Source organism: Spirochaetota bacterium, assembly GCA_035477215.1.
Classification (GTDB): Bacteria; Spirochaetota; UBA4802; order UBA4802; family UBA5368; genus MVZN01.
In genome coordinates this window covers 45128-58035 of the sequence record DATIKU010000037.1, presented here as the reverse complement: position 1 = coordinate 58035, position 12908 = coordinate 45128, and the positions used below count along the sequence as shown (strand labels likewise).

The following is a 12908-nucleotide window of genomic DNA, read 5'->3' as shown; positions in this document are numbered from 1 at the left end:
AGTATTTTCCCCCCGCCGGTAACGACCAGCTTGGCGCTGATGGATCCTATGTCTATTCCAATGTGCATTCGTTCTTTCGTGTGCGTCCGGTCCCGAGCGGCCCGATTTCACTCTCGCGGGTAGTTGAATATGATCAAGCATAATATACCGGTATCGTGCGCGGCTTTGCCATAAATCAGGCGGTTTTTGGATTGATGGGGGGCTGCCATGCGGAGAATCGATCCGTCGCGGGCGTAACAGCGATCAATAGCGGGTCATTTTCTGGTCAACACCCCGGAATGTGATAGAATTATACCTCGAACAGGCATGTTTGCCCGGAGGCAGGTATGTTCCGGTCGGGCGCTGTTATCGGACTTTATTCGGGAATTTACCCCGAAAACGCCCGGTTGAAATGCATGCAGGGGCGTAAGTATTCATCCCGGGCGGCAGGGTTGACCGTAAAAAAAGCTTGAAAACGAAAAACCGTGATTTATTATAGAGGGGGTAACAGGCCGATTATATCACAGACGGGCGGTTTTGGCAAATGAACATTAACGAGCTGACGCAGATGGTAAACAGGGTGACGGCGGCGACCGCCAGGGACGGTGCCGACTCGGCCGTTTCGGAAAGCGAGATCGTACAGATCGTGAGTTTTATGCTGGATGATGTGGAATATGGAATCAATATTCTTCAAGTGCACGAAATCATCAGGATGCCCGATATAACGCGGCTTCCCAATACCCCCGAGCATATAAAGGGGGTCATCAACCTCCGGGGGGCCGTGATACCGGTCGCTGATGTTCGCCTCCGCTTCGGCCTGCCGCAGGGGAATATCACCGACCTTACGCGGGTCATCGTGGTGGAAACCGGCGAGAAACTGGTAGGGCTGCTGGTGGATAACGTCCATCAGGTTATCCGGATGCCCGGGAGAAACATAGACCCGCCGTCGGATCTGATAGAAGGCATATCGGACGAGTTCATTAAGGGCATAGGACGTGTATCCGGACGACTTGTCGTCATCCTCAATCTTGATAACATTCTCTTCTCGTACTCCGATGGGGAGAAAACGGCCCACGGTTATATGTAATACGGGCCGGTACGGCGCCCCGCCGGATTCGTGACGTCGGAGGGAGCGGACGATTCTACAATAATGTGCGGGGTGTGGCCATGGCGTTTTCCCTGGGTGAATATCAGGACATTTTCCTTGAAGAAGCTGACGAACAGCTTCAGGAGCTCAACCAGAACCTTCTTGAGCTCGAAAAGAATCCCGACAACAACGACATAATCAATAATATTTTCAGAGCGGCGCACTCGCTGAAGAGTTCGGCGGCATTTGTCGGCCTTAACGATCTGAGCGATCTGGCCCACAAGATGGAAAACCTGCTGCAGGGGATCCGTGACCGGACCATGCAGGTGACGCCGACGATCGTGGACGTACTGTTCAGTTGTTTCGACGTTATAAGCTCGGTCATTGATACGGTCGGTTCGGGGGAAAAGCCCGACCATGACCTTTCGGAGATCATCGCGCGGATCAGGGAGATCGGCGCGGGTGTGGCGGCGGCATCGCCCGCGGAACGCCCGGCAAAAGCCGGGCCCGAGATCGGGAACATTCCAAAGACGACGCTCACCGCCGCGCAGATGCGGCAGGTTAAGGACGGGCTTGAGAACGGCATATCGTGCTGTGAGGTGATCGTTTTCGTCGATCCGTCCGCGCAGATGAAGTGGATCAAGGCGCAGCTTATCCAGGCCAATCTCGAGAAGATAGCCGCGATCGTTGCGATGATGCCGTCGCTGGACGTGCTTCGCGAAAACAACGAAAATGATATATTCAAGATGGTGATCCTTACGACGGTAACGGTGGAAGACGTTCGCAGGGCCTGTGAGATCGACCAGGTTGCGCGTATAGATCTTAAAAAGATAAGCCTTAGCCAAAAGAACGACAAGATGGTGCTGAAGTTCCATGAGAAAGAGACTCTTTTCAGCGAGGAGTCGAAAGGGAGAGAAACCCCGGCCGATTATCTCGCCGAAAAGGAAGCCGACGATGATGAAGAGGAAGAATACAAGATAGATACGATCCGGAGAAAGGACGAGCGCAAGACCGCCGCCATCAGGATCGTTAAGGTATCGGTGGACAAGCTCGACCTGCTGTTGAACAACGTGGGAGAGCTGGTCATCGCCAACTCCGGTTTCTTCCGCCTCCATGAAGAGATGCGCAAGGCGAATTTAGACAAGTCCGTCACCAACGAATTCAAGAACCGCATGGACCAGATGTCCCGGATCGCGAAAGACCTGCAGGGCGGCATCATGAAGACGAGGATGGTGCCCGTGGGCCAGGTGTTCTCACGGTTCAACCGCCTTGTGCGCGACCTCGCCAGGGAGTTCGGGAAGCTGGTGGCGCTGCAGATAAAGGGCGAAGAGACCGAGCTCGACAAGAAGGTCATTGACGCCATCGGCGAGCCGCTGATGCATCTTATCCGCAACGCGATCGATCACGGGGTGGAAACCGCCGAGGAGCGCAGAAAGCTCGGCAAACCCGACGTCGCGACGGTGGCGCTTAACGCCCACCAGTCCGGGAACCAGATATTTGTGGAAGTGAGCGACGACGGTCGGGGACTGAATGCCAGCCGGATCAAAAAAAAGGTGCTCGCAAAGGGGCTCGCATCGCCGGAGATGCTGGCGAACATGGACAACGAGGAAATTTATAATTTCATCTACAATCCGGGTTTTTCGACCACCGACGTGGTGACCGATATCTCGGGGCGCGGCGTCGGCATGAACGTCGTAAAGGAGATCGTCTCCGAGCTGAACGGCAACGTGACCATCGAGACCGAGCCCGGTATGGGGACCCGATTTTTGCTTTCCTTCCCCCTGACACTGGCCATCATTCCCGCGATCATGGTCAGGGTTCGTCACGAGCTGTATGCCATTCCCCTTTCGGACGTTATCGAGACCATAAAGATTTCGTACGCCGATATAACTACGATCGAGGGGCACGAAGTCATCAATCTCAGGGGAGAGATCCTTTCGCTTCTGCGGCTGAACGAGTTCGTCGGGACCGAAAGCGGTATCGAGGACGACCGCAAGGTGCCGGTGGTCATTGTGGGCTACGGCACCAGAAAGATCGGTCTCATCGTCGACCATCTCGAAGGCAAACAGGAGATAGTGATCAAGTCGCTGGAACAGAACTACGCCAACGTCGAGGGGCTATCCGGAGCGTCCATACTGGGTGACGGAAGCATCTGCCTCATACTCGATATCGCATCCATGATCAACAGGGTGATTACGGATCAGGACCGGCTTTCCCGGATGCAGCGTCAGCGCGCCATGGAGAAGAAGTCGGCGCAGGTTGTTGAAATCAAAGAGATCACCGACCTGCAGCGTTCCGCCGCGGAGCGAAGGGAGAGGGATTTTCAGAAGACCGTCGCGAAAAATGAGACGGCATCCCCCGCGCCTCAGGCAAAGGAGATTCCCTCGCGACCGGAGGCCGCCCGGACCGAGAAGGCCCCGGTCGAAAAGATAAAGGAAGATATCATATTCGAGCGCCGGGATACGATTCCGACCGCGCCGTCGAAGGCTGGTTCGGCTTACGCACCGGCGAAAAGCACCGCGCCGGCCGGGGAAACCGCTAAGGCCGGGGAAGACGAATCGGCGATTGATGCGAAGGTGCGTGATGCTCTCAGATCGTTCAAAGACGAGTTAAAAAACAGTATACGGGCCACCGTCGAGAGCGGTGAGCCCGACGGCCATATCAAGAAGTCGCTGGGAATCACCTGGGAGGACATGGAGCGCGTGCAGGTGCTCGCCAACGTGGGCATCACCAACGCCGCGGAATCGCTATCGAAGATCCTCGGCAAGCAGATCGACCTTTCCATCCCCACGGTCGAGCTCCTTCCCGTGGAAAAGGTCCCGGAGAATTTTGGCGAAGTGGACAACATCTATATCGGCGTCTACATGCCCCTGGTGGGGGACATTAAAGGTACGATACTTTTCGGCCTGGCGGAGGAGGCCGGTTTTGAGCTCATCGACATGCTGTATGGAATCGAAAGCGGCAAAACGCGCGAGCTCGACGAGGACGGCGAATCGGCCCTCAAGGAGGTGACGAACATCGTGGGGTCGTCCGTGGTCAACGTCATCTCCGAAAAGACGGCGATAGCGATAAAGCCCACGGTGCCGACCATCGTGCATGATTTCATGCAGTCGATACTGGATTCGATCCTGGTCCTGCACAATATCTCCAACGATTACGTGCTGGTGATGGACACGGAGTTTTACTACCGGAACGACAGGGTCATCGGGAAGCTCATGGTGCTCCCCGAGACGGAGTCGCTGAAGAAGATTGTGGAAAAGTTGAGATAAGGGGCCCATGCCGGAAAAGATAAAAGTTCTGGTGGTGGACGATTCTGCGCTGGTAAGAAAGATCGTTTCGGATATATTGCGGAAGGACCCTGATATAGAGGTCGTTGGGACGGCGAATAACGGCAAGACCGCCATCTTCAAAAACCAGACGCTGAACCCGGACGTCATTACGCTCGACATCGAGATGCCCATTATGGACGGTCTCGAGGCCCTGCGCCGAATTGTCGAGACCAATCCAAAGCCGGTCATCATGATGAGCGTGCTGACCCAGCACGGGGCGGAGGCCACCTTTCGGGCGCTTGAATACGGAGCGGTGGATTTTATCCCGAAGCCCTCAACCGCTATTTCGATTTCGGTGGACGAAATTTCCGACCTTCTCATAAGAAAGGTCAAATCGGTCCATAAGTCAAAAATCAAGCTTCATCCGGGCGGACATCTCGAGCGCCGGGAGCCGGAAGCTCGGAAAACGGAAGGCCGGCGCCCCAGGGAGCCGGTAAACAGGGTGGTGGCCATAGGCACATCGACCGGAGGCCCGTCGGCGCTCCTGCAGGTTTTTCAGAAACTGCCGACCGATTTCGGCTCGCCCGTGCTGGTGGTGCAGCACATGCCCGAGGGATTCACGCGCGCCTTCGCCGAACGGCTCAATGTGAATTCCGGCTTGAACGTCAAAGAGGCCGAGGACGGAGACAGGGTGCGTCCGGGTTTTGGGTATATAGCGCCGGGGCATTCGCATATGCGGATAGATAAAAGCACCGGCGGGGGGGTGTTGCGGGTATTCAGGGGCGAGAAGGTTTCCGGGCACCGCCCGTCGATCGACGTTCTGTTCGATTCGGTCGCAGAATCCTACGGAAGCGATTCCGTGGCGGTGATAATGACGGGAATGGGAAGGGACGGCGCCGACGGTATATCCAGTATCAAGAAAAAGGGCGGATACACCATCGCCCAGGACGAAGATACATCGGTAGTTTACGGAATGAACAGGGTTGCGGTGCAGGCCGGGGTGATCGACGAGGTGGCTTCGCTGTACCGGATCGCCGAAACGATCATGGAACACGCCTGAGCGGTATGGCGGAGGACGGAATAAATTCCACCGGTATCGTAAATTTTTCTTGAACACTTGAGCTGTCGTTTGTAGACTGCGATGTCGGGAGTATAGTGGACGCTAATGCCTTGATATGGAGTGGGGAAATGGCTACGATCCTTATTGTTGATGACGCGAAATTCATGAGGACGCTCGTGAAGGACGCCCTGGTGCCAAGGGGACATGAGGTTATAGGCGAGGCGGAAAACGGCAATCAGGCGGTCGAGCTCTATAAAAAGATGAAACCCGATCTGGTTACCATGGACATCACGATGAGGGAAAAGGATGGAATCCAGGCCGCGGAGGAGATCCTGACCCTTGATCCGAAGGCCAGAATTATAATGGTAACGGCGCTGGGCCAGGAAAATCTTCTTACGCGGGCGATAAAGATCGGCGTGAAGGATTTTGTCGTTAAGCCATTTCCTCCCGAAAGACTCCAAAAGGCCGCCGAAAAGGCCCTGGCCTGAACCAATAAACCGGCGCGCCTCCGCGGCGGCCGGACCCCCGCTTGACGAAGCATGCAGCACAGGGCGGAGAGGAGGCTCTCCGCCCGTCATTACGAAGAGGTGACGGTTTTTCCCTTCATGCAGGAAAACGAAAGAGAGTCCATCCCAGGGAAGGACGATGGCCGTCCGGTCATACATATCGAAAACTTCGATGGCCCGCTCGATCTCCTCTGGGGCCTGATCAAGAAGGCCCGGATCGAAATTACGGACGTATCGATCTCGAGCATTACCGAACAGTACATAGCCTATCTCAAGCTTATGGAGCAGATGAACATCCAGGTGGCGTCCGATTTTATCGTTATGGCGTCGGAACTGCTTTATTACAAGTCCAGGGCGCTTCTGCCGGGCGGGGAACTGGAGGACGAGTATTTCGTGCCGCCGCTGCCGCCCGAGCTGGTGCAGCGGCTGCTGGAGTTTAAGAAATTCCAGGACGCCTCCAGGAGTTTTCGGCGCATGTTCGAGCTTCAGGCCGACGCCTACTCTCGCGTCAATCCCGTTGAAACCGGGGGGGGCGAGTTGATCGAGGTATCGCTTTTCGATCTTCTGAGCGCTTTCGCCGAGGTGATGGATTCGACGCGGGAGATCGAGCGGAAGGAAATTGTATTTGACGAAATACTGGTGAGCGACAGAATCGCGCTCATTACCGAATTGCTGAAAGAGAAAGAGCAGGTTCTCTTCGCGGAGATATTTAATCGGAAGCCGTCTCGGGTCGAGATCGTGGTGACCTTCCTTGCCGTGCTCGAGATGGCTAAAACCAGAAAGCTGAAGATAATGCAGCACCGGGTGTTCGGAGATATCCGCCTGCTGCGCGCGGAAGCGGAACAACCGGCGTAGGCCGAACCGGATGTAATATGGGCGACAGTGACGAGCTGACCGATAACCTGAACGCGGAAGCGCCGGCCGAGACCGGGCCGGGCGACGTTGCGGCCGAACAGACGGACGAAGACCGGGATACAGCGCCGCTGGAAGAGCTCGACCTTGCCGCTCTCTTCGAGGCGCTGTTGTTCCTTTCGAACGAGCCGCTGCCGCTCTCCTTTTTCGTGAAAAACCTCGGCATTGACGCCCAGCAGGCGAAGATAATACTGGACTCGCTGGTGGACGAGTACGAGGAGCGGGATGGCGGAATAAAGCTTTTCGAAATTTCGAACGGCTACCATTTCATGACCAGCAGACGCTACTCCGCTCAGATTCGACGGATTATGGGCTATGCCAGGCGAGAGGGGCTTTCGAAGGGAATGCTGGAGACGCTTTCCATCATCGCGTACAAGCAGCCGATCGTACTCGCCGAGGTCGAGGAGCTCCGTGGCGTTTCGTCCCGCATGATGGTTGCGAACCTAATGAAAAAAAACCTCATCAAGCCGGTCGGGAGAAGGGAACTGCCGGGGCGGCCGCTGTGCTACGGCACCACCGACGAGTTCCTGCGATACTTCGGCCTCAACCGTCTGTCCGACCTTCCGAAGCTTTCCGAGATTAAGGAATTTTCCTTTGAGAACGAGGAATAGGGCGATGAACAAGCGTATAATGGAACTCGATAAAAAAATCGTGGAGCTCCTCGCCGAACGCTGTAAAATCCAGATCGAGGAGCTGAAAAAACTCCCGCCGGGAGAAAACCTCTTCTCCGCGGCGCGGGTGAAAGAGCTCGCCTCCTTCCTCGAGTCGCTCGACGCGGGACCGCTCTCGCGTGATCTTGTAAAAAAAATATTCGGCGACCTGTTGGCCTTCTCGGTGAGCGCCGTAAAGCCAACGGTGGTGGCCTACCTGGGACCGGAGGGAACTTTTACGCATTCGGCCATGCTGGAGGTCTTCGGCGTTTCGGCGGCGGGCATTCCCGTAAAAAGCATACACGATGTTTTCGTGGAGGTGGAAACGGGCCGCGCGGATTACGGCGTAGTACCGGTCGAGAACAGTACCGAGGGAGCGGTGACCTACACGCTCGATGAGCTGATGGAAACCGAGCTGAAGATCACCGCGGAGAAGTACCTTCGCGTGTCGTACAGCCTGGTGTCGGTCTCGAAGGACATTAAAAGCGTAAAAAAGCTCTACTCGCACCCGCAGTCCTTCGGCCAGTGCAAGGAATGGCTCAGGAAGAACCTGCCCGACGCCGAAATGCACAACGTGAGCTCGACATCACTCGCCGCGGAAACCGCGTCGTGGGACAAGTTCGCGGCGGCCGTTACCTCGCACGCCTCGGCGGAGATCTACGGGCTGAACGTTCTCGCCACGAACATCGAGGATTCGCGCCAGAACTACACGCGCTTTTTCGTCATCGGCGAGCACGACAATCCTCCCTCGGGGAAGGACAAAACATCGATTATCTGCGCGGTGCGCGACAAACCGGGCGCTCTCTACGATCTCCTGAGACCCTTCAACGAGACGGGAATAAACATGACTAAGATCGAATCGCGCCCGGACAAGAAAAAGATGTGGGAGTACAATTTTTTCATTGACTTCATCGGTCACAGAGATAGTACGATCACAAGGAGCGCGGTCGAGAAGATGAAGGAAGACCTCATTTTTCTGAAAATCCTCGGTTCCTATCCGGCGGAGAAGTAGCGACGTCCTCCCTGTGCATTCAACACCCCTCGGTAACCGGAGTTCATCATGCTAATAGTACTTAAGCCCAACGTCAGTCAGGAAGAAATCGATCATATCGTAGACAAGATACGATCGCTCAAACTCGAGCCGCATGTGTCCACCGGCGTTCAGCGGACCATTATTACCGTCATCGGCGACGAGGACATAATACGGGAGCAGCCGCTCGAGGCGCTCGCGGGTGTGGAGTCGGTAAAGACCATCCTGAAGCCGTACAAACTCGTATCGAGCGAAACACAGCCGGATCGCAGCGTCATCCGCGTTAACGGCATCGACATAGGCGGGAAAAATATAGTGATCATCGCCGGGCCCTGCTCGGTCGAGGGCGAGCGCGAAGTGGTTGAGCACGCGCAGATGGTGAAGGAATCGGGAGGGCACATCTTCCGGGCGGGGGCGTTCAAGCCGCGCACCTCTCCCTATTCCTTCCAGGGTTTCGGCGTCCAGGGGCTCAAGTTTCTGGCGAAGGCCAAGGCCGAAACGGGCCTCCCCATTGTTACCGAGGTGATAGACCCGCGCGATGTGGGCGTGGTTGCCGAGTACGTCGACATTCTGCAGATAGGAACCAGGAATATGCAGAATTTCAATTTACTGAAAGAGGTCGGCAGGATCGACAAACCGGTGCTGTTAAAGCGCGGCATGAGCGCCACGGTGAATGAGTTTTTAATGTCGGCGGAATATATTCTCTCGAAGGGGAACAGGAAGGTTGTGCTCTGTCCCCGCGGCATCCGCACCTTCGAGGACATAACGCGCAACACGCTCGACGCCGGGGTGGTGCCAGTAATCAAGGCGCTCAGCCACCTGCCGGTACTCTGCGATCCGAGCCACGCCATGGGGCTTAAAGACTATGTGCCCGCGGCCGCGTACGCGTTTATCGCGGCGGGAGCCGACGGGGTCATGATTGAGGCCCATCCCCGCCCCGAAGACGCGCATTCCGACGGCCAGCAGACCATCGACGCAAAGACCCTCATCGCGGTGATTGACAGGATTCGTAAAATCGCGAGGGCGCTGGACAGGGAGCTGCCCTGATGTTTCGTCGTGTGGCGGTGCTGGGCCTGGGGTTGTTGGGCGGTTCGCTCTGCCGGGCCCTTAAAGAGATCGATTCTTCCATTGACATCACCGCGTTCGCGCGCAACGTTTCACGGCTTTCTTCGGCGCTCGCTGACGGCACGATAGGCCGCGCGCTTCCCATGGATGCGCTCTCTCCCGCGGGGATGGATCTGGTGGTTATCGCATCCCCCGTGCTTTCGTCAATCGATTCGCTTAAAAGGCTCCTCGACCATCCGGACCTCGGCAACTGCGTTGTCATCGACGTCGGCAGCGTGAAGGGACCGCTTGTCGGGCTTGCGGCCGTGCATCCGCAGGGCGGCGGCTTCGTGGGCTGTCATCCCATGGCCGGGTCGGAGAAATCGGGCTACGAGCACTCGAGCGCTTCGCTGTACCGCGGGGCCTCGGTCATCATCACCCCCCACGAAAAAAACGGTGAAACGATCATCGAGGCCGTGGAGCGTTTCTGGAGATCGGTCGGTTCGCGCACCGTCCGCTGTGACGCGAAGACCCACGACAGACTAATCGCACTGACGAGCCATGTACCGCACCTGGTCGCCTGCGCCGTCGCCGATCTCGCCGCGGACGCGTCCGCCGGTACGGATGCCACACCGTTTATCGGCAGCGGTTTCCGGGACCTCACGCGCATCGCCATGGGCTCGCCGGACATGTGGGCGGACATTGTGGCGGCGAACGGCGCGAACATCGCCGGTGGGATCGACGATCTCATTAAGAAGTTGGAGTATGTTCGACGTTTTATCACGGAGGGGGGGCATGACGTGGACGGTCGGCGCTTCCTTGAGCGCGCGGGAGCTTTCAGAAGGAGCATCGGGTGATGGGCGAAAAACGGATCGTTGTGGCGGTGGATGGGCCCGCCGGTTCGGGTAAGAGCAGCGTCTCGCGGGAGGCCGCCCGCCGGCTGGGTCTTCGCTACATCGATTCGGGAGCCATCTACCGCGCGGTGACGCACTTTCTGCTGGGCCGTCCGGGAAACCTCGAAAAGGGTAAGAGCTACGCCGCCTTTCTGGACGGCCTGGAGCTATCCCAGCGCTTCGGTCCCGACGGGAGCGTGCACACCCTGGTGAACGGCGAGGACGTCTCGCGCGCGATACGGGACGAACTGATCGCGCGGAACATCGGGACCGTTTCCGACGACCCCGGTATCAGGAATTTTGTGAACGACCTTTTGCGCTCGTGGAGCAGGAGCGGGTCGATCATCATGGACGGGCGTGACATCGGGACCGTGGTGTTCCCGGACGCCGCGGTGAAAATATTTCTTGACGCTTCGGCCGAGGTGAGGTCATTGAGGAGGGCCGCCGAATATCGTGAAATGGGAAAAACTGTTGACGTAAACGAGATTAGAAACCAGATTATCCGCAGGGATCAGGAAGACACCGAGAGGCCCTTCGGACGCCTTGCAAGGGCGGAAGGTTCTTTTTATATCGATACCTCTTTGATGGATAAAGAAGAGGTCATCAAGCGGATAATTGAGCTTATAGCGGAGGTCGGCGCTCCGGGAGTGGTGGACGGCCGGCCGGAATGAGACCGCGAACGCAGCAGCGACTCACGACGCCCCGAAACATTTGATCGCAGGCAGGTATAATTCCCGTAATTCAGTGTCTTTGCTTGAACAGATTGGCTCTCAATCTTGTGCTCAGGGTGCAGTGTATGGAAAACGAAAACGAAAAAATCGACGACGGCTTTTCGATGGAAAGCATCGCAAACAGCGCGCTGGATGAGTTGCAGCCGAATAAGCTCATGCAGGGCGAGGTGGTTACCATCGACAGCGAATTCGTCTATGTCAACGTGGGGACCAAGTCCGACGGCCGGGTGCGGATTCAGGAGTTTGCCGAGCCGCCCGCGGTCGGCGCTACGATCGACATCGTGCTCGCGGAACGGCGTATGGTCGACGGGATGTACATGTTTTCCAATACCGCGGCCGTCAAGGAAAAGGGCTGGCGCAGGCTCCAGGAACTCAGAAATTCGGGTCAGGAATACCTGACCGGAGCGATAGCGGCGGTCGGTGAGAAGGGGCTTACGGTCGATTGCGGCGGCATCAGCGCCTTCCTTCCCTTTTCGCATGCTGCGGATCTACGGTCCCCCAAGACAGCGGTCCCCGGCGAGCTGTACACCTTCAAGGTCAAGAGCATCGATCCAAAGAAGCGCTCCGTGCTTGTTTCACGGCGGGAATACCTCGACGAAGCCAGGGAGAAGTTCTGGGCGGACATAGTTGATAAATACAAGGTCGGCGACAGGATAACAGGCAAGGTAACCCGTTTCGTCGAGTTCGGCGCGTTTGTGGACATCGGCGGGGTGGAAGGGCTGCTCCATAAAAACGACATTTCGTGGAAGAGAGCGTACAAAAAAAAGAACATTCTGCATGTCGGTGAGGAGCGGGAGTTCGTTATCCTCGACATTAAAAAGGATGAAGGCAAAATTTCGCTGGGCCTCAGGCAGCTCGTTGAGGACCCGTGGCTCTCGATAGGTGAAAAGTTTAAAATAGGCGCCACGATAGAAGGCCGGGTGGTGACGCTGACGGGCCAGGGCGTGTTCGTGGAGGTCGAAGACGGAGTGGAGGGCTTCCTCAGCGCTTCGGAGGTTTCCTGGACGAGAAAAACAGTGCTCATCAAGGATACATTTAAAAAGGGACAGGCCGTAACGGTAAGGATACTCGGGATCGACAGCGAAGAGCGCAGGCTGGTGCTGGGCATGAAGCAGCTCGCGGACAATCCGTGGGATGCCATCGATGAGCGCTTTCCGGTCGGCACCGTGCTGAAGGCCCCGGTACGCAAGGTCGTGAGTTTCGGCATCTTTGTTGAAATCGAAGAGGGCATAGACGGACTGGTGCATCTTTCGGACATGAGCTGGGAAGACAACGTGAAAGACCCCGCGAAGCTCTTCAAGGCGGGCGACGAGGTCGAGGTGAAGATACTCGATATCAAGAAAAAGGAGATGAGGATCTCCTGCGGCATCAAACAGCTCACCCGTTCTCCCTGGCAGGCCGTCAAGGAGAAGTTTCCGCCGCGCAGCAAGGTCGAGGGCGTGGTTTCGGGGGTTGTGCCCTTCGGTCTTTTCGTACGGTTGAGCGAAGACGTAGAGGGGCTGGTGCACATCTCCGAGGTTTCGCGCAGGAAGATCGATAATCTTGAAGAGAAATTTAAAGTTGGCGACCAGGTCCGCGCCGTGGTGCTGGGCGTCGACGTGGATAAAAAACGGCTTTCGCTCAGTATGAAGCACTTCGAGGTTATGAACGAGAAGGAGGAACTCAGCAAGATCCTCAACAACTCCGCCCCGGCAAGGGTCACGATCGGCGATATGATCAAAATGAAACAGGGATAATACTAAGCCAT

The 12908-nt window shown here is 56.6% G+C and carries 11 protein-coding genes; all 11 read left to right on the top strand.

What is annotated here, in order from left to right:
* Window positions 1-523: 523 nt before the first annotated feature.
* The 11 genes from VLM75_08985 to VLM75_08935 all read left to right on the top strand — a co-directional run bounded on the left by VLM75_08985 (window position 524) and on the right by VLM75_08935 (window position 12897).
* Window positions 524-1066 carry a chemotaxis protein CheW gene (locus VLM75_08985; protein HSV97054.1) on the top strand — a complete coding sequence of 181 codons (543 nt, stop codon included), beginning with the start codon at window positions 524-526 and terminating at the stop codon, window positions 1064-1066.
* Between the two features lie 80 nt (window positions 1067-1146).
* Window positions 1147-4335 carry a chemotaxis protein CheW gene (locus VLM75_08980; protein ID HSV97053.1) on the top strand — a complete coding sequence of 1063 codons (3189 nt, stop codon included), beginning with the start codon at window positions 1147-1149 and terminating at the stop codon, window positions 4333-4335.
* A 7-nt stretch (window positions 4336-4342) separates the two neighbouring features.
* A complete protein-coding gene (locus VLM75_08975) occupies window positions 4343-5395 on the top strand; it encodes a chemotaxis response regulator protein-glutamate methylesterase (protein HSV97052.1) in 1053 nt (350 codons plus the stop codon).
* Between the two features lie 128 nt (window positions 5396-5523).
* Entirely contained in the window at window positions 5524-5883 is a 360-nt protein-coding gene (locus tag VLM75_08970) for a response regulator (GenBank protein ID HSV97051.1), read from the top strand.
* Window positions 5884-5934: 51 nt separating this feature from the next.
* The gene (locus VLM75_08965; protein ID HSV97050.1) at window positions 5935-6756 is read left to right on the top strand and encodes a segregation/condensation protein A; all 822 of its coding nucleotides are present in this window, start codon (window positions 5935-5937) and stop codon (window positions 6754-6756) included.
* Window positions 6757-6884: 128 nt separating this feature from the next.
* Window positions 6885-7424, top strand: a complete 540-nt coding sequence (scpB, locus tag VLM75_08960) for an SMC-Scp complex subunit ScpB (GenBank protein ID HSV97049.1) — start codon at window positions 6885-6887, stop codon at window positions 7422-7424.
* A 4-nt stretch (window positions 7425-7428) separates the two neighbouring features.
* Complete coding sequence (pheA, locus tag VLM75_08955; protein ID HSV97048.1) at window positions 7429-8475, top strand: prephenate dehydratase; 1047 nt, start codon at window positions 7429-7431, stop codon at window positions 8473-8475.
* A gap of 48 nt (window positions 8476-8523) precedes the next feature.
* Window positions 8524-9540 (top strand): 3-deoxy-7-phosphoheptulonate synthase, encoded by a 1017-nt coding sequence (gene aroF, locus VLM75_08950; GenBank protein ID HSV97047.1) that lies wholly within the window; start codon window positions 8524-8526, stop codon window positions 9538-9540.
* Window positions 9540-10394, top strand: coding sequence for a prephenate dehydrogenase (locus tag VLM75_08945; protein HSV97046.1), 855 nt, complete (start codon window positions 9540-9542; stop codon window positions 10392-10394). Before aroF ends, VLM75_08945 begins: the two co-directional genes overlap by 1 nt.
* Window positions 10394-11101, top strand: a complete 708-nt coding sequence (gene cmk, locus VLM75_08940) for a (d)CMP kinase (GenBank protein HSV97045.1) — start codon at window positions 10394-10396, stop codon at window positions 11099-11101. The genes VLM75_08945 and cmk overlap by 1 nt, the downstream gene beginning before the upstream one ends.
* 125 nt (window positions 11102-11226) lie before the next feature.
* Window positions 11227-12897: a S1 RNA-binding domain-containing protein gene (locus VLM75_08935; protein HSV97044.1), complete on the top strand. Its 1671-nt coding sequence runs from the start codon at window positions 11227-11229 to the stop codon at window positions 12895-12897.
* Window positions 12898-12908: the final 11 nt, after the last annotated feature.